Below are 19,961 nucleotides of genomic sequence, written 5' to 3'. Positions count from 1 at the left end.
TCGGCGGTCACGGCGGGCTCCTCGTCGGTGCGGAAGGGTGCACGTCGAGGGTGTCCGGGGCGTGTATCGGGGGCCCCGGCCGCGGTGTATCACCGCGCGCTCCACTCCGTATCGGTTCCGTCGCCCGGCTGCGCGCGGGCGGGTCACCGGGCCCGGCGGTGCGCCTCGGTCACCGCGGCCGGCGGTGCGCTTCCGGGGTCAGCCGGGCAGCCGCAGGGTGGCGACGGCGCCGCCGTCCGGGGCGTTGTCCAGCCGCAGGTCGGCCCCGAGCAGCCGGGCCTGCCCGAGGGCGATGGTCAGTCCCAGGCCGTGGCCCGGGCCGCGCTCGGCGGAGCCGGTGTGGAAGCGGCGGGGGCCGTGCCGCAACAGGTCGGGCGGGAAGCCGGGGCCGTGGTCGCGCACGACGACCGTCCGGCCCTCGACGGTGACCCGCACCGGGCCGGCCCCGTGCCGGTGGGCGTTGACCACCAGGTTGCCGACGATCCGCTCCAGCCGGCGCGGGTCGGTCTCCACGGTGCCCGCGGTCTCCACGTCGTCCACGGTGCCCGCGGTCTCCACGTCGTCCACGGTGCCCGCGGTCTCCACGTCGTCCGCGGTGCCCTCGGTGTCCGGGGCCGCCACGGCCTCTGCGTCCATCTGCCCCGCCCCTGCCCCCGCCCCCGCGCGCGGCGAAGCGCCGGGGACGACGACCTCGGTGCCCCCGAGCCCGGTGCGCTGCACGGCCTCGGTGACGACCGCCCCGAGCGGCACCCGGGCCCGGACGGGCCGCTCCGCGCCGGCGTCCAGGCGGGAGATCTCCAGGAGGTCCTCGACCAGGGCGCGCAGGTCGCGGACCCGGGCCCGGAGCAGGTCCTCGGTCTCGCCGGGCGGCAGCAGGTCGACGGCGGCCAGCAGACCGCCGACCGGGGTGCGCAGTTCGTGCGCCACGTCGGCGGTGAACCGTCGTTCGGTGCGCAGCCGCCGGCCGAGGTCGTCGGCCATCCGGTCGACGGTGGCGGCGATCTCGGCCACCTCGTCCCGGCCCGCGGTGGGCCCGGTCCGGGCGTCGAGGTCCCCGGCGGAGATCCGGCCGGCCGTCTCGGAGACCCGCTGCAGCCGGCGGGCGACCAGGCCGGCCCCGTAGACCGCCAGTGGCGCGGCCGCCGCGAGGGCGAGCAGCGAGGCGAGGGCCATCGTCACGTCGAGCCGGCGCAGGTCGTGCAGCTCCGGGCTCAGGTTGACCCGGACGGCCAGCACCGGGCTGCCGGGCCCGGCGGTCCGCTGGGCAGCCCAGACGCTCGGCCCCAGGTTGCCCTCGACGCGCCCGTCGTAGGCGGTGTGCCGGGCGTCGTCGGCGGGGTGGCGCAGGGCGGCGGGCAGTGCGTCGGGGTCGAGTTCGGCGCCGTCCGCGAGGGTGCCGGTGCGCCGGTAGACGTCGACGGCCGAGTACACGGCGTTGAAGGCCTGTGCCCCGGCCCGGTCGCGGACGTCGTGCGCCGTCCACAGGTGCACCAGCACGCCCACGGCCGCGACGACCAGGCAGGCCGTGGCCGCGGCCAGGGCGGCGATCTTCCAGCGCAGCGAGGTGCGGGCCGGCCGCAGCCGGGAGAACGGGCGCACCGCTCAGCGCCGGAGCTTGTAGCCGAACCCGCGGACCGTCTCGATCCGGTCCCGGCCCAGCTTCCGGCGCAGCCGCTGCACGCAGAGGTCCACCACGCGGCTGTCGCCGTCCCAGCCGTACTCCCAGACCTCGCGCAGCAGGGTGTGCCGTTCCAGCACGACGCCGGGGTGGGCGGCGAACTCCAGCAGCAGTTTGAGCTCGGTCGGGGTCAGCGCGACGGGGCTGCCCGCGACGGTGACGACCATGCCGGCGGTGTCGACGGTGAGGTCGCCGAAGACCAGCACGTCCCCGGTGTCGGGACCGCGCCCCGGGAGCGGCGCGTACGTCGCCCGCCGGAGCAGCGAGCGGATCCGGGCCACCAGGACGTAGGTGTCCACGGGCTTGACCACGTAGTCGTCCGCGCCCGCCTCCAGGCCGGCGACGACGTCGAGTCCGTCCCCGCGCGCGGACATCATCAGCACGGGCACCAGGCTGGTCTCCCGGATCCGGCGGCAGAGCCCGATCCCGTCCAGCCCGGGCAGCATCACGTCGAGGACGAGCAGGTCGAACTCCTCCTCCCGGAAGAGCTCCAGGCCGGTCAGCCCGTCGGCCGCGGCCCGCATCCGGTACCCGTAGCGTTCCAGCGCGACGGTGAACGACCTCCGCATCAGCTCGTCGTCCTCCACCAGCAGCACGCGGACGGGGGGCGGGGACACGGCGGGCGGCTCCTCGGGGCGTGGTGGAGTGGGGTGCGGGACGGGTCCGGCGGCGTCACCGGGCGCCCGTCCGGAAACCCTACGACAGCTCCCGGCCCCCCGCCGCCGGGCCGAAGGGGCGGCCCGGCCCACCCCGCCGCCGCGAACTCCCAGGTCGGGCCACCTCTCGCGGCCTCCGCCGCGACGGCCGAGCCCCCTGGAGCGGCGGCGGACCGACGGCCGGCCGAGCCCCCGCCGATACCCGACGGATACAAACGCGCCCGCGCGTCTGGCCGGTCGCTGACGGACGGGTCAGGCGGTGCCCGGAGGCCGGCGGGGGCGTCCCGGTAAGGTGGCGGCCGTGGCCAGTCGTAAAACGTCGATCTTGGAAGCAGCGGCGCGGGTGATCGCGCGACGCGGGGTGCGCGGCCTGCGGGTCGAGGAGCTCGCCGCCGAGGCGGGGGTTTCCACCGCGCTGATCTACTACCACTTCAAGGACCGCACGGGGATCCTCCGGCAGACCCTGGAGTTCATCAACGACCGGGCGGAGCGGTACACCACCGACCGGCCCGCGGACGCGCCCCCGCTGACGCCGCGCGAGGAGCTGGACCAGACGCTGCTGCTGGAGCTCCAGGACAGCGCCGAGGTGCGGGAGAACAGCACCGCCTGGGGCGAACTGAGGGCCAGTGCGGTGTTCGACGAGACGCTGCGCGAGGATCTGGCGCGGGCCACCCGGGTCTGGGTGCAGGAGATCGCCGAGCTGATCGGCGAGGTGCGGCCGATGTCCTCGGCGGTCGCGCTGGCCGGTGCGGCCGAGCGGCTGACCGCGCTGCTGGAGGGCGTGAGCATGCGCTGGCTCAGCGGCAGCCTGCCGCTGGCGCACGCCCGCACGCTGATGTCCGAGGCCGTCGAGACCGAGCTGGCGGGTCTCGGCTCCTGACCGGGTGGGGCGGGCGGGCCCGCTCCGGGCCGGCCGCCCCCGTCCGATTCGTCACGCTCCGTGCCCCTTCACCGCTGATCGGGTCAAGGTGTGCCGATAAGTTTGACTGACTTTTCAGTCAATGCGAGTGTGGGACCGCGGGCGGGGTGCAGCCACCGGACCGTGCCACCTGGTGCGCCGGTGCGTCGCGGCGCGAACAGTGGACCTGGTGGCCCGCCCCCTCCCGGCACCGTCGCACGATCTGGAGACCCTCATGACCCACCACCGCGATGACCGCTCCACCGGAACCTACTCCTGGGTGCCCGCGGACGACGTCCCGCACGCGCGGACCTGGATGTCCTGGCCCTCCCGCCGGGGCGTGTGGGGGCTGCGCCTGGGCCGGATCCAGGAGGACATCGCCCTGATCGCCCGGACGATCGCCCAGTTCGAGCCGGTGGTCATGTGCGCCCCCGACGACTACACCGCGGACAAGGCCCGCTCCTGGTGCGGGCCGTCGGTCGAGGTGACGACCGCCATCCCCACCGACGACCTGTGGATGCGCGACATCGCCCCGGTGTTCCGCCGGGACGGCCGCGGCGGGCTGGACGCGGTGGTCCTCAACTTCAACGGCTGGGGGAACAAGCAGATCCACGACGACGACGCCCTGGTCGCCGAGCGCCTGGCCGCCCGCCGCGGCCTGCGCCACTCCTACGCGGACTTCGTCGGCGAGGGCGGGGCGATCGAGACCGACGGCGACGGCACCGTCATGGCCACCGAGAGCAGCCTGGTCAACAAGAACCGCAACCGCGGCATGAGCCGGGACGAGATCGAGGACGCCGTCCTGGACGCCTACGGCGCGGACGAGATGATCTGGCTGCCCGGGATCAAGGGCCAGGACATCACCGACGACCACGTCGACGTCACCTCGCGGTTCATCCGGCCCGGCGTCGTGATGGTCCAGCTGCCGCCGGCGGACCGCAACGACGCCTGGGCGCGGGACGCCCGCGAGCAGTTCGCGATCCTGTCCGCCGCCACCGACGCCCGCGGCCGCCGGCTGCAGGTCATCCCCGTGCACGGCCCGGACACCGTGCGCTCCCGCAGTTCCAAGTTCGTCTACTCCTACCTCAACTTCCACGTCGTCAACGGCGGGGTCGTCACCGCCCAGTTCGGCGACGCGTACAAGGACGCGGCCGCGAAGGAGGCGCTCGCCGCTGCCTTCCCCGGCCGTCACGTCGTCCAGCTCGACGTGGACCGCCTGATGGCCGGCGGCGGCGGCATCCACTGCTCGACCATGCACGAGCCGCTGCCGTAGGGCCCGTCCGGCCCGCACCGCACCACGCGGAACCGCACCACGCGGAACCGCGCGGCTCGGAATCGCGCGGCTCGGAACCGCACGGAACCGCACCGCCGGGCGCCCCGCCCGTGGCACCTCTCCCGAAACCCTCACGACCCCGTCTGGAGATCCCGCATGCCCACCGACCTGTCCCGCCGCACCCTGGTGCGCTCCCTCGCCGGCGCCGGTGTCCTCGCCTTCGGCCTCACCGCCTGCAACGACCTCGACGGCCTCGACCCGGAGGCGACCGCGCTGCCGACGCAGTCCGGCGGCACCGGCTCCGGCCCCCGCCGCTTCGGCGCCGAGTGGGACAAGCACCTGCGCACGGTGATGTCCTGGCCGGCCTCCGAGACGGTCTGGGGCGACCAGCTCCCGGACGTGCGACGGGACGTCGCCGGGCTGGCCCAGGCCATCTCGGCCCGCGAGCCCGTGGTCATGATGGCCCGCCCCGAGCAGAAGGACGCCGCGCAGAAGGCGTGCGGCTCGGCCGTCGAGGTGGTGCCGATCGCGGTGGACGACCTGTGGGCCCGGGACACCCTGCCGGTGTTCGTCGAGGAGGGCGGCAAGGTCAAGGGCGTCGACTTCAACTTCAACGGCTGGGGCGGCAAGCAGCAGCGCGGCAACGACGCCAAGGTCGCCCGGGCGGTGCTGGCGAAGTACGGCGTGGAGCGCGTCGAGACCACGCTGGTCGCCGAGGGCGGCTCCTTCGAGACCGACGGCCTGGGCACCCTGATGGTCACCGAGAGCTCCGTCGTCAACGACAACCGCAACCCCGGCATGAGCCGCGACCAGGTCGAGGCCGAACTCAAGCGGGTCCTCGGCGTCACCAAGGTGATCTGGCTCGCCGGCGTCAAGGGCAAGGACATCACCGACGCCCACGTCGACTGCCTGACCCGCTTCGCCGCACCCGGCGTCGTCCTGCTCGACCAGGCCTTCCCCGGGACCCCGGCCGACGTCTGGTCCCGCTCCGCCGACCAGGCGCGCTCGGTGTTCAAGACCGCCACCGACGCGCGCGGCCGGAAGCTGGAGGTCGTCGAGCTCCAGCAGCCCGACCCGGACAAGATCACCGGCCGCGGCGACGCCTTCGTCTCCTCGTACATGAACTTCTACATCGGCGACAAGGGCGTCTACCTGCCGAAGTTCGGCGACGCCCGGGCCGACGACCGCGCCCAGCAGATCCTCAAGCAGTACTTCCCCACCCGCGAGATCGTCCCCGTGAAGATCGACGCGATAGCCGCCGGCGGTGGCGGCATCCACTGCGCGACCCACGACATCCCCTCCCTCGGCTGACCCGCCACGGACCGCCCGGCCGCCCCTCCGCACCGGGCCCGGTGCGGAGGGGCGGGCCGGCGCCCGCCCCGCCGCACGGCACCCGCTAGGGAACGGGCTGCTGCTGGGTGACGCAGTGGATGCCGCCGCCCCCGGCGCCGAGGTTGTCGATGTTGAGCTGTTCGACCGTCCGGCCGGGGAAGAGCCGGGCGAGCGTGGTCCGGGCGGCCGCGTCGGCCTTGGTGTCGCCGAACTGGGCGGAGATCACCGCGCCGTTGCAGAGGTAGTAGTTGGCGTAGGAGCCGACGAAGGACGGGTTGGTCGAGCGGATCAGGTTGTAGTCGGGGCCCTGGATCCGGCTGACGGAGATCGGGGTGCCCTGCCCGCCGGTGGCGGCGGACAGGATCTGGTACTGCTGGCGCTCGTCGTTGGACCAGACGTCGGTGTCACCGGCCAGCGGCGCCTGCACCACGGCCGTGCCGCCGCCGACGAACCGGGAGGTGGCGTCCACGTGGTCGTCGGTGATGTCCTGGCCGGCGATGCCGGGGAACCAGATCACCTTGGTGGCCCCGTAGGCGGTGCACAGGGCCGCCTCGACCTGGGCCTGCGACATGCCGGGGTTGCGGTTGCCGTTGAGGATGCTGCTCCTGGTCGCCATCAGGGTGCCGGCCGCGTCGGTCTCGACGGCGCCGCCCTCGGTGACGAGCCCGGCGGCGGTGAACGGGACGCCGAGGTAGGCGGCGACGCGGCGGGCGACCAGTGCGTCGTTGGCGTGCGTCTGCCGGTTGCCCCAGCCGTTGAAGTTGAAGCCGACCGCGTCGAACCCGCCCGCGCCGTCGGTGCGGAAGACCGGGCCGGTGTCGCGCATCCAGCAGTCGTCGACCGGGATGTCGCCGATGACCGTGACGGCCGTGCCGCACATCGAGCGCGCCTTGGAGACGCTGGCGGGGTTGGCGAGCATGGTGACCGGCTCGTACTTCGCGATGGTCTTCGCGATGAGCGCGATGTTCGACTGCACGCCGGCGAGCTTGCTGCGCCAGATGGTGCTGCTGTCCGGCCAGGCCATCCAGGTGCGGGCGTGCCGGGCGGTGTCGATCGGCACGACGAGGCCGGTGGCGGTGAGCGTCCGCCCGTCAGTCGCCGTGCCGCGCCGCTGCCCGGCCGAGGCCGGGCCGCCGGTGGCGACGGTCAGCGCGGCCCCGGCCGCGGCCAGTCCCGCGGCCGCGAGGAATCCGCGTCGGCCGACGCCCGCCGTGGCCGCCTGCTCGGATCTGAGCTGGTCGTTCATCTCTGCCTCCATGTCAATGCCGGCTGCATGCACCGCAGTTGACCGGAAAGGTAGAACTGACCAAGCGCTCGGTCAATAGTTTGCGCAGGCATCCGCCCCCGACTTCCCCCGACCGCGCCCGCCCCGGGCCGCCCGGAAGCCGCCAGGGGAACGCCCGCGGACCGTCCGGACCGCCCCGGCGGCCCCACGACCACGGCCGTCTCCCTGCCGCCGCGCCCCGGTCCTGGCTACAGTTGCCGCCATGGCGACGCAGGCGACAGGCACGGCCCCGGCTCCCTCCGCGACACCGGCCGGCAACGGCCGGACGCGCTCCTCCGCCAAGGGCGAGCAGACCCGGGCCCGGCTGATCGCGGCGGCCCGGACCCTCCTCGCCGGCGCCGGCGCCGGCCGCTTCACCACCCGCAACGTGGCCGCGCTGTGCGAGGTCTCGCACGGGATGTGCCACTACCACTTCGCGGACCGCACCGACCTGATCGTCGCGGTGGTCGCGGACATCCGGCCCGAGTGGATCGCCCCCCTCGAACGGGCGGTGGACGGCCCGGGCGGCTACGCCGAGCGGGCGGAGCGGGTGCTGACCCTGCTGACGCGGCCGGAGAGCCCGGACCTCGCGCGGCTGCACGCCGCCCTGCACTGGCTCGCCCTGAACGACGAACGGGTCAGGGTCAGCCTGGAGGCCGAGTACGCGCGGTGGCGGTCCTGCTTCGTCCGCCTCTTCGGGGTGCTGGTCGACGAGCGCGGCTCCGCCGCCGACCCCGTCCCGCTCGGCGAGGCCTTCGCCGCGGCCGTGGACGGGATCGCCGCCATCGGCTCGCTCGACGGCACCGTGGACGCCGCGCAGGTGCTGCGCACCCTGATGGCCTCGCTGTCCGCCACCGTCTGACCGGGCCCCTCGTCGGACAGGCCCCGACAGACAAAACCCTAGGACGGGCTCGCCCCGGGGACGGCGGGCTGCTGCTGGGTGGCGCAGTGGATGCCGCCCCCGCCACCGGCGATGTGGTCGATGGTGACGGGGGTGACCTTCCGCCCCGGGTGGAGGTCGCCGATGATGCCCGCCGCCCGGTCGTCGGCCGCCTGGTCCCCGAAGCGCGGCACGATGACGCCCCCGTTGCAGACGTAGTAGTTGATGTAGGTGGCGAGGAAGTTCTTGCCCGACCCCTGGATCAGGTCGAAGTCGGGCTCCGGGATCTCGACCACCCTGAGCGTGCGCCCGCCGGCGTCGGTGGCGGACTTCAGGACCTGGAGCGCCTGGTCGGAGGCCATGCTCCAGATGTCCGGCGGGGTGTTCGCGGCCGGGCGGTGGAGGACGACGGTGCCGGGTTCGGCGAAGCGGGCGAGCGCGTCGACGTGGCAGTCGGTGATGTCCTGGCCGGCGACCCCCTTGAACCACAGCACCTTCCGGACCCCGAGCAGGTCCTTGAAGGCCGCCTCGATCTGGTCGCGGGACTTGCCGGGGTTGCGGTTGTCGTTGACCCAGGAGCTCTCGGTGGCCATCAGCGTGCCGTCGCCGTCCACCTCGATGCCGCCGCCCTCGCCGGTGACGGGCGCCTGGACGCGGGTGACGCCGTAGTGCTCCAGCAGGTTGCGGGCGACCTGGCTGTCGTCGGCGTGGGTCTGCTTGTTCCCCCAGCCGTTGAAGTTGAAGTCGACCCCGGCGAGCCCCTGCGGGCCGGTGACGAAGGTCGGGCCGGTGTCCCGGGCCCAGAGGTCGTCGACCATCAGCTCGAGCACCTCGACGCTGGAGCCGCAGGCCTGCCGGGCCTGGTCCGCCTGGTCGGGCCGGGCCAGCAGCACGACGGGCTCGAAGCCGGCGATGGTCCGGGCCAGCCCGGCGATGTCCTCGCGGACGCCGGGGAGTTGGTCGCCCCACACCTCCTCCAGGGCCGGCCAGGCCATGAAGGTCCGGGTGTGCGGGGCCGATTCGGCGGGCATCGCCCGGGCCGCGGCGGACGGGGTGTCCGTCGGGGCCGGGGCCGTGGCGGTGCCGCTCGGGGCGGACGGTTCGTCGCCGCCGCCGGAGGAGCAGCCGTCGGTCAGGGCCAGCGCGGCGAGCGCGGCCCCGGAGCGCAGCAGCGTGCGGCGGGACGGCCGGGGGTGAGCCATGGGGGGCCTCGTTCCGGTAGGTGCCTGGGGTCCGGACCCGCACGCTACGGAACGGGCGGCCCGGTCCCGGCCCGACAGGCATCGGCCATCGGGGTGAACCCGGCCGGACGGGTGCCGGCCCGGCTCCGGGCGGCCCGCACCGGCCCGCACCCCTGGTACCGCGGTCCGGCAGGCCCCACCACCTGCCGGACCGCGGCGGCCTACAGCGCCCGGCGCGCGGCGGCGATCCGGTCGGGATCCCAGCCGGGCCGGGGCACGGACTCCAGCAGCAGCCGGGTGTAACCGTGCTGCGGGTCGTCGAGGACCTCCGCGGTGCGCCCGGCCTCGACGATCCGCCCGTGCCGCATCACGATCACCTCGTCCGTGACGCAGCGGACGACCCCGAGGTCGTGGGTGATGAACAGGTAGCCGATGCCGGTCTGCTCGCGGATGTCGGCGAGCAGGTTGAGGACCTGGGCCTGGACGGAGACGTCGAGCGCGGCGACCGCCTCGTCCAGGACCATGACGGCCGGCTGGACGGCCAGCGCCCGGGCGATGGCGACGCGTTGGCGCTGCCCGCCGGAGAGCTGGCGCGGCAGCGCGTCCGCCGCGCGCGTGCCGAGGCCGACCTGGTCGAGGAGCTCGGTGATCCGGGCCCCGTGGTCGGTGCCGGGGAAGTGCAGGCGCAGGGTCTCCCGCAGCACGGCCTCGACGCTGGTGCGCGGGTCCAGGGAGAGGTACGGGTCCTGGAAGACCATCTGGACCTCGCGGGCGCGGGCCAGCCGCGCCGCCCGTCCCCGGACCGGGCCGGTCCGGGCCCGGCCGCGGACCGCGACCCGCCCCTCGTCGGCCTGTTCGAGGCCGACGACGATGCGGGCGGTGGTGGTCTTGCCGGAGCCGGACTCGCCGACGATGCCGAGCGATCCGCCGGCCGCGAGGGTGAAGGACACGTCGTCGACGGCCCGTACGGTGCCGAAGGTGCGGCGCAGCCCGGTGACCTCCAGCGCGGGCGGGGGCGTCCGGTCCGGGTCGTGCGGGGTGCTTCCGGGCTCAGGCACGGCTGGCGCTCCCTTCGAGGAGGTCGCTGTGGTGGCAGGCGGCCAGGTGCCCGGGCTCCCCCGGGACGGGCCGCGCCGGCGGGGCCTGCTCGCGGCACAGGTCGGTGGCGAGCGGGCAGCGGGCGGCGAACGGGCAGCCGGTCAACTCCTGCCGCAGGTCCGGTGGTTGACCGTCGATCGCGGCGAGCCTGCCGGAGGGGTTGTCCAGCCGGGGGGTGGAGGCCAGCAGGGCGGCCGTGTAGGGGTGGCGGGGATGGTCGAACAGGCGCTCGGCCGGGCCGGTCTCGACGATCCGGCCGGCGTACATCACGTAGACCCGGTCGCTGATCGCGGCGGCGAGGCCGAGGTCGTGGGTGACGAACAGCAGGCCGGTGCCGAAGCGTTCGCGCAGCCCGTCCAGGAGCGCGATGACCTCGGCCTGGCTGGTGACGTCGAGCGCGGTGGTGGGCTCGTCGGCGAGCAGCAGGACCGGGTCGCCCATCAGCGCGGCGGCGATCATGACGCGCTGCAGCATGCCGCCGGACAGCTGGCCGGGGTAGCGGCGCAGCAGGTCCGGCCCGAGGCCGACGGCGTCGAGCAGCTCGACGGCGCGCCGGTCGGCGTCCGCCCTGCTCAGCACCCCGGTGAGGGTGACGCTCTCGGTGAGGAAGTCCCCGATGCGCCGCAGCGGGTTGACCGCCGCGCGCGGGTCCTGGAAGACCATGGCGGCCTTGCCGGTGCGCAGGGTGCGCAGCCGGTCGGCGTCCATGGTGAGGACGTCCTCGCCGTCGACGAGGATCCGGCCCTCCGGGTCCGCCCCGGGCGGCAGCAGGCCGAGGGCGCCGCGCGAGGTGAGGGTCTTGCCGGAGCCGGACTCCCCGACGAGCGCGACGGTCTCGCCGGGGGCGACGGTGAGGTCGACGCCGTCGAGGACGGGGCGGGCGGTGCCGGGCAGCCGCAGCCGCAGCCCCTGGATGTCGAGTGCGTTCACGCGGTCCTCCGGGCGACCTGGTCGGCCCAGCGCTCGCCGACGACGTTGAAGGCGACGACGGTCAGCACGATGACGGCGCAGGGCAGGACCGCGGAGAGCGGGTAGCCGTGCTGGATGGCGGTCTGGCCGTCGAAGACCATGCGGCCCCAGTCGGGGGTGAGTGCGGGGACGCCGAGTCCGAGGAAGGAGAGGCCGGCCAGATCCATGAGGGCGTATCCGAAGTTGATGGTGGACTGGGCGAGGACGGTCGGCGCGATGTTCGGCAGGACGTGCCGCAGGCAGATCTGCAGGGCGGAGTGCCCCTGGACCTGGTACGCGGCGACGTAGGGGCGCGTCCGCTCGGCCAGCACCAGCGAGCGGGTGAGGCGGGAGACGTAGGGCAGGTAGGCGATCGCGAGGGCGGTGACCGGCGCGAGCAGGCCCTCCCCGTAGACCGAGACGATCAGGATGGCGAGCAGCATGCCGGGGAAGGCGAAGACCAGCTCGGTGCTGCGGGACAGCACCGAGTCGAGCCAGCCGCCCCGCCAGCCGGCGGCCAGGCCGACCACGATTCCGGCGACGGTCGAGAACACGACCACGCCGAGCGGGCCGAGCAGTGAGGTCCGGGCGCCGAGCAGCAGCCGCGAGAGGGTGTCGCGGCCGGCGGCGTCGACGCCGAGCAGGTGGTCGGCGGAGGGCCCGGCGAGGGCACCGGACAGGTCGACCTCGTTCGGGTCGTACGGCGACAGCCAGGACGCGAGCAGGGCCGCCGCCACCACCAGCACGACGAAGCCGAGGCAGAACAGGTAGAGCGGGGCGCGGGCGGCCTTGACGCGGGCGAGGCCGGGCCGGCGGGTGAGCACGACACTCATGCGTCGGACCTCCTCGAACCGAGGGTGACCCGGGGATCGACCAGCGGGTGGAGCAGGTCGACGACCAGGTTCACGACCATGAACAGGACGACGATGATCAGGGAGATGGCCTGGACGGTCGGGAAGTCCTTGGTGCTGGTGGACAGTTCGAGGAGCTGGCCGATGCCGCCGATGCTGAACGCGGACTCCACCAGGATGGTGCAGACCAGCAGGGTGGAGACGATCAGGCCGCCGGTGGTGAGCACGGTGCCCAGCGAGTTGCGGAACACGTGCCGGCGGATCACCTCGCGCTCCGGCACGCCGCGGCTGCGGGCGACGGTGACGTGCTCGCCCTCCAGCGCGTCCAGCATCGCCGAGCGGGTGACCCGGGCGAGCATGCCGATCAGGTAGAGGGCCAGGGCGACGGCGGGCAGCGTGAGGTGCCAGAGCATGTCGCCGAGGCCGTCACCCGCACCGCTGGTCGGGAACCAGCCCAGCTTCACCGCGAACAGGCCCTGCAGCAGGACGGCCGCGACGAAGGACGGCGTGCCCACCGCGAGGGTGGTGGTGACCAGGATCGTGGCGTCGGTCCGGCCGCCGCGGACGGCGCCGATCCAACCGAGCGCCAGGCCGATGAGCAGGACCACCACCAGCGCCATGGCCACCAGCAGCAGGGTCGCGGGCAGCCGGTCGGCGAGCAGCGCGGAGACGTCGGTGCGGTAGGTGATGGAGCGTCCGAAGTCGCCCTGCACGATCTGCCCGAGCCAGCGCAGGTAGCGGACCAGGAAGGGGTCGTCGAGGTGGTACTGGGCGTTGAGCGCCTGCAGGGCGGCCGGCGAGGCCGACCGACCCGACAGGAGGAAACTCGCCGGACTGCCCGGCGCCAGGTACATCGCTCCGAAGACCACGAACGAGGCGCCGAGCAGGGTGACGGCCATCTCGACCAGCCGCCGGACGGCGAATCTCAGGAAGTTCACCGTGCGGCCCCCACGTCGGCCGCCCACGGGTAGTACATGTACGAGATGGTGGTCGGGGCGCCGGTGATCCGCTTGTTCATGAAGACGGTGGTCGGCCACTCGGCGACCGGGATCCACAGCAGCTGCTCGGAGGCCGTCTGCTGGAGCTTGGCCTCGATGGCGGCGCGCTTGGCCGGGTCGTACTCCGCGGAGGCCTGGTCGACGAGGTCGTCGTAGGCCTTGTCGCTGAACCCGGAGTAGTTCTGGTAGGCGCCGGTCTTGAAGTTGGTGAGCAGGTCGAGCGGGTCGGTGACGGACTCGTAGTACGTCTCCGGGAACATGTCCAGGCCCTCGCGCGCCTTGGGGTCGGTGAACAGCGAGGTGAAGGCGTTCGGCGCGATCGTCTTCAGCTGGACGTCGAGGCCGATCTTCGCGCCCGCGGCCTGGACGGCGGTGGCGAGCAGCGAGACGTCCTGGCCGATGCTGCTGGTCGCGACGGTCAGCGTCCTGCCCTTGGCGCCGGCCTCCTGGACGAGCGCCTTGGCCTTGTCGATGTCCTGCGCGGTGGGCGTGAGGTTCTCGAAGGCGCTCCGGCGCACGTCCTCCGGGGCGCCGGCCCAGGCCGCCCGGGTGGTGAGGGAGCCGGTGACGGTGCCCGCGCCGGCCAGGCCGGTCCGGACGAAGCCGGAGCGGTCGAGGGCGAGGGAGAGCGCCCGGCGCACCCGGACGTCGCCGAGCGGGCCGGCCATGCTGGTGACGTTGAGGTTGACGGTGCTCAGGCCCTCGCCGAAGTAGAGCGTCCCCGCGCCGCTCTTCTTGAGCCGGTCGTAGCTCTCGGTGGGGATCAGGTAGCCGCCGTCGACGTCGCCGGTGAGCATCGCGTTGGTGCGGGCCGACGGGTCGGTGAGGAAGCTGAACACGGCCTTCTTGGACTTGGCCTTGGTGCCCCAGTAGTCGTCGAAGCGCTGCAGCTCGATCGACTGGCCCTTGTTCCAGGTGCCGAGCTTGAACGGGCCGGTGCAGTCCAGGCCGCCCGCGGTGCCGTAGTCCTTGCCCGCGGCCTCGATCCCGGCCTTGGACGCGACCACGCCGGCGGCCGTCGCCATGTACTGCGGGAACTGGGAGTCGGGCTGCTTGAGCTTGACGGTGACCTGCAGCGGCCCGGTCTTGGTGAGGGAGTCCACGTTCTGGAACACCGAGGCCCAGGCCGCCGCGTTGTCCGGGTTGATCTGCCGGCCGAGGCTGTACACGACGTCGTCGGCGGTCATCACCGTGCCGTCGTGGAAGTGCACCCCGGCGCGCAGGTCGTAGACCCAGGTGGTGGGGTCGGGGTTGGACGCCTTCTCCGCCAGGCCGGGGGCCGTGGTGAGCTGGGGCGTCCAGCGCATCAGGCTCTCGCAGACGTTGGAGAGGATGGTGTTCTGCGGGTAGTCGAAGGCCTGTAGGTAGTCGAGCGTGGGCGGCTCGGCGTAGGTGGCCCAGGTGAAGGACTCGAGTTCGCCCTTCGCCTCCGGGGCCGCGGTGGAGAGCTGGACGGCGGACTGGTCTGAGCCGCCGCGCGGCGGGCCCGAGCAGGCCGCGACCAGGGCGAGGGAGGACAGGGCGACCGTGGCGACGGTGCGGCGCCGGCGGGCGGCCGGGCGTCTCACGGGCGCGCCGGCCGGGCTCGCGGGTACGGGTGTCATGAGGGTGGTGTTCCGTTCCGTGCGGGGGCGGGTGTCAGGCCCGGGCGGCCGGGATCTGCTGGGTGATGCAGTGGACGCCCCCGCCGCCGTAGGCGATCACCCGGGCGCGCACGCCGACGACCTTGCGGTCGGGGTACGCGGCCGCGAGCACCGCCAGGGCGCCGTCGTCCTCGGGGTGGCCGGCGACCGGCACGACCACACCGCCGTTGGCCAGGTAGAAGTTCAGGTAGCCGACCTCGACGCGCTGGCCGTCGACCTCGACGAAGGCGGCCTGCGGCACGTCGACGATCTCGAAGGGCCGGCCCTGGGCGTCGGTGGAGTGCTCCAGCACGGCGCGGTTGGCCCGCATCCGCGCGTGGTCCGGGTGCGCCGGGTCGGCCGGGAGCTGCACGATCACCTTGCCGGGGGCGACGAAGGCGCACACCCCGTCGACGTGGCCGTCGGTCTCGGTGTCCAGCAGGCCGCCGTACGGCAGCCAGACCACCTTGGTGACGCCGAGGCGGGCCTTCAGCTCGGCCTCGATCTCCTCCCGGCTCATGTCCGGGTTGCGGTTGGGGTGGAGCAGGCACTGCTCGGTGGTGATCAGCGTGCCCTCGCCGTCGACGGTGATCGCACCGCCCTCGAGGATCATCTCCGAGCGGATCGCCGGGACGCCGAGGTGGTCCAGCAGCAGGGCGCTGATCCGGTCGTCGGCGTCCCACGGGTGGTGCTTGCGGCCCCAGGCGTTGAAGCGGAAGTCCACGCCGGCCCGGCGGCCCTCCGGGTCCAGGACGAAGATCGGCGCGGAGTCGCGGAACCACGAGTCGTCCATCGGCAGTTCCACCACCGTGACGCCCCCGCCGCACAGCGAGCGCGCTTCGTCGCCGTGGCCGGGCGGCGCCGCCATGGTGACCGGCTCGAACTCGGCGATGGCGCGGGCGACGGCCGCGTACTCCTGCTTCACCTCGTCGAGGGTGTCGCCCCAGAGGTCCTGCCGGACGGGCCAGGCCATCAGGCAGCCCTCGTGCTCGGTCCACTCGGCGGGCATTCGGAACGTCATGGGGAACCTCTTCTGGTCGGTCGGGCACTGGTGCGGTCGGTCGTGCGGCCGGGCGGGTGGTGCGGCCGGGCGGGCGCCCGGACGGGGGCGGCCCGCGCGGCCCGGGCCCCGGCGGCCCGCCTCCGTGGGGGGGGGGGGCGGGCCGCCGGGGTGGTCAGCGGGCCGGCGGTACCGCGGGCTGGGACTGGGTGGCGCAGTGGATGCCGCCGCCGCCGGACGCGATGGTGTCGATGTTGACCTGGACGACGTCGCGGTCGGGGAACTCGGCCTGCAGCACGGCGTAGGCCGTGGCGTCGGCGGCGGTGTCGCCGAACTGCGGGACGAACACGGCCCCGTTGGCGACGTAGAAGTTGGTGTAGCTGGACAGGAAGTCCTTGCCGCGCCCGCGGATCAGGGCGCGGTCCGGCCCGGGGAGCTCGACGACGGTCAGGGCGCGGCCCTGGGCGTCGGTGGCGCCGCGCAGCGCCTGGCGGGCCTGCTCGTAGACGTCGATCCAGACCCGGGAGGTGCCCGGGCCGGGCTTGTCGAGGACGACCCGGCCGGGCGAGGTGAAGCGGGCCAGGCAGTCGATGTGGTCGTCGGTGATGTCCTGGCCGGCCAGACCGGCGAGCCAGATGACCTTGTCCATCCCGAGCGAGCTCTTCAGGGCCTGTTCGACCTGGGCCTGGGACATGCCGGGGTTGCGGTTGGGGTTCACCAGCGAGCTGACGGTGGCCAGCAGGGTGCCCTGGCCGTCGGTCTCCAGGGCACCGCCCTCGCCGACGAAGGGGGCCTGGACGCGGTCGACGCCGTACTGGCCGAGCAGGCTCGCCGCCACGGCGGCGTCCTCGGCGAAGGGCTGGTAGTACGGGGTGCCGGCTTTGCCCCAGCCGTTGAAGTTGGTGTCCAGCCCGGCGATCGCGCCCGGGGCGACGAGGAAGGTCGGGCCGAAGTCGCGGATCCACAGGTCGTCGTTGGGGATCTCGACGACGGTGATGCGGTAGTACGCCCCGCCGCCGCACCGGTACCGCGCGTCGGCGGCCTGGCCGGGGCGGGCGACCACGACGACCGGCTCGTAGCGGGAGATCTCGTAGGCGACCCGGGCGATGTCGTCGCGCACCGCGGAGAGCTGGCGGCCCCAGATCGACGACAGGGCCGGCCAGGCCATGAACGTGCGGTCGTGGCGGTCGCTCTCGGCCGGCATCCGCAGCCTGAGCGTCCCGGGCACGGCCGCGGGCGCGGCGCCGGGGGCGGCGGCCGGGCCCGCCGGGTCGGCCGGCGAGGCGGTGGCGGCCCGGGCCACGGCCGGGGCGACCGTGCCGAGGGCGAGCAGCGGCAGCGCGGTCGCGCCGATGCGGAGCAGGCTGCGGCGGGAGGGTGTGGGGGTGTGCAAGGAGCGCTCCCTGGAGGTGGTGGGAGGTGGGGGTTGCCCCGCATCCTTCACCGCACTGAAAATTCAGTCAACCCTTTCGGCCGCAGAAACCCGGCATCCACTCCCATCACCCCGGAATCGATCACCCCGCGACACCGCCCCGGAGGGCCTCCCCACCGCCACCACCTGGCGACTCTTCGCACACGTCGTCGGCGATCGATCCTGAAATTACCATCAGGAGACCTCGGCAAACCGACCCCGAGCCGGGTAGAGTGTGCGCCCATGTCGGACCGTCGGACAGGGATACTCAAAGCCGCCACCCGGGTGATCGCCCGCCGTGGCGTACGCGGGCTGCGCATGGGCGAGCTGGCGACCGAGGCCGGGGTGTCCACCTCGCTGATCTACTACCACTTCACCGACCGGGCGGGCATCCTGCGCGAGACGCTGGAGTTCATCAGCGACCGCGCCGACCACTACACCGCCGAGCCGGACCCCTCCGAGCAGGGCTCGACCCCGCGCGCCGACCTGGAACGGGTCCTGCTCCTGGAACTCCAGGACACCGCCGAGGTCAGGGAGAACAGCACCGCCTGGGGCGAACTGCGGGCCACCGCCGTCTTCGAGACGGAGCTGCGGGACGACCTGGCGAGGACCACCCACACCTGGGTCCACGACATCGCCGAACTCCTCGCCCGCGCCAACCCCACCGGCACCGCCCCCGCCCACGCGGCCGCCGCGGAACGGCTCACGGCCCTCATCGAGGGCCTCAGCGTGCGCTGGCTCAGCGGCTCGCTGCCCCTCGACCACGCCCGGCTGCTCCTGCGCGACGCCATCGACGCGGAGCTGGCGCGCTGCTAGGGCGCGTCTCGTGGATCACTGCCGGAACCGTTCCGGAGGGGGCTGCGACGGGCCGGACTGACGCTACCTCTAAACTTCGCCGTGCCGTCTGTGCCGAACCGCGGTGTGGCCGCCCCCGGGCCCCGTCCGGGCCCGGCGTCCCGTCCCTGTCCGCCGAGAGAGGCAGCCCGCATGTCCGCTGACCGACCCCCCTTCGCCCTGCCGCCGGCCTTCCAGGAGCTGACCGCCGACGACCCGCGCGAGGTCGGCGGCTACCGGCTGTACGCCCGGCTCGGCGCCGGCGGCATGGGCCGGGTCTACCTCTCCTACACCCCGGGCGGGCGGCCGGTGGCGCTCAAGGTGGTGCGCCCCGAGCTGGCCGAGGACCCGGAGTTCCGGGCCCGGTTCGCCCAGGAGGTGGCCAGCGCCCGGCTCATCCACGGACTGTTCACCGCGCAGGTCGTCGACGCCGGCGTGGAGGCCGCCACACCCTGGCTGGCCACCACCTACGTGCCCGGCCCCTCGCTCCAGCAGGTCGTCCAGCGCTTCGGCCCCCTCCCGGAACGGACCGTCCTGCTGCTGATGGCCGGCATCGCCGAGGCCCTGCAGGCCATCCACGCCACCGGCGTGGTGCACCGCGACCTCAAGCCCGGCAACGTGCTGATCGCCTCCGACGGCCCCCGGGTGATCGACTTCGGGATCGCCCGCGCGGCCGACGCCGCCGCCCTCACCGGCACCGGACTGCGCATCGGCTCGCCCGCCTACATGGCCCCCGAGCAGGCCACCGGCCGGCCCGCCACCCCCGCCACCGACGTCTACGCCCTCGGCGCCCTGGCCGTCCACGTCGCCGGCGGCACCCCGCCCTTCGGCGACGGACCGGACCCGGCGACGCTCTACCGGGCCGTCCACGAGGACCCCGACCTCAGCCGGGTCCCCGCCGACCTGCACGAACTCCTCCGGCGCTGCCTCGCCAAGCAGCCCGAGGACCGCCCCAGCACCGCCGAGGTGATCGCCGCCGCCCAGGGCCACCCGGCCGTGGGCGGGCACCTGAGGTTCGGCGAGGACTGGCTGCCGCACCCGCTGGCCGGCCAGCTCACCCGGCACGCCGACCTGCCGCAGGTGCCCGCCGAGGCCCGCACCGCCGTGGTGGCCCGGCCCGAGTGGGCCACGGCCGCGACGCAGCTCGCCCCCACCGCCCCGGACGGCGGCGCCACCCCGGTCCCGACGCCCACCGTGCTCGCCGCCGCCCCCGCAGCGGTCTCCCCCGCCGCCGGTGCCGCGGCGCCCGCGCCCGCACCGCACCGGGGCTCCCACGGGAAGGACGACCGGAGCCGGGCCCTCGGCCGGACGGCCCTGACCGCCGCCGTCGCCCTGCTCGTCGGCGCCGCGGCCACGGTGTTCCTGCTCGACGACCCGGACCCGGTGGAGGCGGCACCCGCCGAGAACCCGGTGGCCGACACCGCCACCCCGGGCGGCCGGGCGCCGGGCGCGGCGTCGACCGCACCCGGCGCACCCAGCGCGCCCGCGACGCCCTCCCGCACGGCCTCCGCCCCGCCGACCGCCTCCCCCTCGGCGGTGCCCACCGCGGACTTCGCCCCCGTCTACCGCGCGGTCGAACTCGCCTCGACGGACTCCGGCTACGAGTTCGACCTCTCCACCGGCACCGTGGTCCCGGCCGACAGCGCCACCTGGTACGTCAGCCGCAACGAGAGCGAGTTCCTCTACCCGGAGAACGCCGAATCCTTCATCGGCCGGGACGCCGGACTCACCGTGGCCGACTGCCTCAAGGGGCTCGGCAGCCATCCGTCCGCACGGCTGCCGTTCAGCGCGGTCGGGCCGCGCGGGGCCTTCTGCCTCCGCTCGGCCGACGGCCGGGACCTCGCCATCGTCCGGGTGCTGTCCACCGCGGGCGCGGACGGGCCGGTCCGGGTCTCCCTGGACCGCTACCGCCGCAACGGCTGAGCCCGCCACGGGCGAGGCGCGGTGGCCGAACCCGCGGTCGGCCGAACCGCCGTGGCCGAACCGCGGTGGCCGGGCCCGCGACGGCCGAGAGCCGCCGCCCGCCACCCGGGGGTG

At 74.4% G+C, this 19,961-nt stretch carries 17 protein-coding genes; 6 read left to right on the top strand and 11 right to left on the bottom strand.

What is annotated here, in order from left to right; genetic code table 11:
- Positions 1-198: 198 nt before the first annotated feature.
- Both ACIA8Q_RS31680 and cseB read right to left on the bottom strand, forming a co-directional pair.
- The gene (locus tag ACIA8Q_RS31680; protein WP_396318127.1) at positions 199-1,599 is read right to left on the bottom strand and encodes a sensor histidine kinase; all 1,401 of its coding nucleotides are present in this window, start codon (positions 1,597-1,599) and stop codon (positions 199-201) included.
- Between the two features lie 3 nt (positions 1,600-1,602).
- Complete coding sequence (gene cseB, locus ACIA8Q_RS31675) at positions 1,603-2,295, bottom strand: two-component system response regulator CseB (protein WP_396318126.1); 693 nt, start codon at positions 2,293-2,295, stop codon at positions 1,603-1,605.
- Between the two features lie 340 nt (positions 2,296-2,635).
- On the opposite strand from cseB, the gene ACIA8Q_RS31670 reads away from it, so the two are divergent.
- The 3 genes from ACIA8Q_RS31670 (at position 2,636) to ACIA8Q_RS31660 (ending at position 5,816) form a co-directional block, all read left to right on the top strand.
- Positions 2,636-3,214: a TetR/AcrR family transcriptional regulator gene (locus tag ACIA8Q_RS31670; protein ID WP_396318125.1), complete on the top strand. Its 579-nt coding sequence runs from the start codon at positions 2,636-2,638 to the stop codon at positions 3,212-3,214.
- Positions 3,215-3,467: 253 nt separating this feature from the next.
- On the top strand, positions 3,468-4,505 hold the full coding sequence (locus ACIA8Q_RS31665; protein ID WP_396318124.1) for an agmatine/peptidylarginine deiminase: 1,038 nt from the start codon (positions 3,468-3,470) through the stop codon (positions 4,503-4,505).
- Positions 4,506-4,661: 156 nt separating this feature from the next.
- Complete coding sequence (locus ACIA8Q_RS31660; protein ID WP_396318123.1) at positions 4,662-5,816, top strand: agmatine/peptidylarginine deiminase; 1,155 nt, start codon at positions 4,662-4,664, stop codon at positions 5,814-5,816.
- An 85-nt stretch (positions 5,817-5,901) separates the two neighbouring features.
- Here ACIA8Q_RS31660 and ACIA8Q_RS31655 read toward each other — a convergent pair whose 3' ends face one another.
- The gene (locus ACIA8Q_RS31655) at positions 5,902-7,083 is read right to left on the bottom strand and encodes an agmatine/peptidylarginine deiminase (protein WP_396318122.1); all 1,182 of its coding nucleotides are present in this window, start codon (positions 7,081-7,083) and stop codon (positions 5,902-5,904) included.
- Between the two features lie 241 nt (positions 7,084-7,324).
- On the opposite strand from ACIA8Q_RS31655, the gene ACIA8Q_RS31650 reads away from it, so the two are divergent.
- Positions 7,325-7,963, top strand: coding sequence for a TetR/AcrR family transcriptional regulator (locus ACIA8Q_RS31650; protein ID WP_396318121.1), 639 nt, complete (start codon positions 7,325-7,327; stop codon positions 7,961-7,963).
- 38 nt (positions 7,964-8,001) lie between these two features.
- On the opposite strand, the gene ACIA8Q_RS31645 is transcribed toward ACIA8Q_RS31650, so the two are convergent.
- The 8 genes from ACIA8Q_RS31645 to ACIA8Q_RS31610 form a co-directional block, all read right to left on the bottom strand.
- Positions 8,002-9,183, bottom strand: a complete 1,182-nt coding sequence (locus ACIA8Q_RS31645; RefSeq protein WP_387906498.1) for an agmatine deiminase family protein — start codon at positions 9,181-9,183, stop codon at positions 8,002-8,004.
- A gap of 200 nt (positions 9,184-9,383) precedes the next feature.
- Entirely contained in the window at positions 9,384-10,220 is an 837-nt protein-coding gene (locus ACIA8Q_RS31640; protein ID WP_396318120.1) for an ABC transporter ATP-binding protein, read from the bottom strand.
- A complete protein-coding gene (locus ACIA8Q_RS31635; RefSeq protein WP_360209814.1) occupies positions 10,213-11,190 on the bottom strand; it encodes an ABC transporter ATP-binding protein in 978 nt (325 codons plus the stop codon). The genes ACIA8Q_RS31640 and ACIA8Q_RS31635 overlap by 8 nt, the downstream gene beginning before the upstream one ends.
- Complete coding sequence (locus ACIA8Q_RS31630; RefSeq protein ID WP_360209816.1) at positions 11,187-12,041, bottom strand: ABC transporter permease; 855 nt, start codon at positions 12,039-12,041, stop codon at positions 11,187-11,189. The genes ACIA8Q_RS31635 and ACIA8Q_RS31630 overlap by 4 nt, the downstream gene beginning before the upstream one ends.
- A complete protein-coding gene (locus ACIA8Q_RS31625; protein WP_360209818.1) occupies positions 12,038-12,997 on the bottom strand; it encodes an ABC transporter permease in 960 nt (319 codons plus the stop codon). The genes ACIA8Q_RS31630 and ACIA8Q_RS31625 overlap by 4 nt, the downstream gene beginning before the upstream one ends.
- Complete coding sequence (locus ACIA8Q_RS31620; protein WP_360209820.1) at positions 12,994-14,661, bottom strand: ABC transporter substrate-binding protein; 1,668 nt, start codon at positions 14,659-14,661, stop codon at positions 12,994-12,996. Before ACIA8Q_RS31620 ends, ACIA8Q_RS31625 begins: the two co-directional genes overlap by 4 nt.
- A 34-nt stretch (positions 14,662-14,695) precedes the next feature.
- Complete coding sequence (locus ACIA8Q_RS31615; RefSeq protein WP_360209822.1) at positions 14,696-15,700, bottom strand: agmatine deiminase family protein; 1,005 nt, start codon at positions 15,698-15,700, stop codon at positions 14,696-14,698.
- 154 nt (positions 15,701-15,854) lie between these two features.
- The gene (locus ACIA8Q_RS31610) at positions 15,855-17,072 is read right to left on the bottom strand and encodes an agmatine deiminase family protein (protein ID WP_360209824.1); all 1,218 of its coding nucleotides are present in this window, start codon (positions 17,070-17,072) and stop codon (positions 15,855-15,857) included.
- Positions 17,073-17,333: 261 nt separating this feature from the next.
- On the opposite strand from ACIA8Q_RS31610, the gene ACIA8Q_RS31605 reads away from it, so the two are divergent.
- Both ACIA8Q_RS31605 and ACIA8Q_RS31600 read left to right on the top strand, forming a co-directional pair.
- The gene (locus tag ACIA8Q_RS31605) at positions 17,334-17,906 is read left to right on the top strand and encodes a TetR/AcrR family transcriptional regulator (protein ID WP_360209826.1); all 573 of its coding nucleotides are present in this window, start codon (positions 17,334-17,336) and stop codon (positions 17,904-17,906) included.
- Between the two features lie 171 nt (positions 17,907-18,077).
- Positions 18,078-19,847, top strand: coding sequence for a protein kinase (locus tag ACIA8Q_RS31600; RefSeq protein WP_396318119.1), 1,770 nt, complete (start codon positions 18,078-18,080; stop codon positions 19,845-19,847).
- Positions 19,848-19,961 lie beyond the last annotated feature (114 nt).

This window comes from Kitasatospora sp. NPDC051705, from assembly GCF_044453265.1.
GTDB lineage: Bacteria > Actinomycetota > Actinomycetes > Streptomycetales > Streptomycetaceae > Kitasatospora.
The sequence above is the reverse complement of the archived record's forward strand: the minus strand, read 5'-3'. Positions and strand labels throughout refer to the sequence as shown.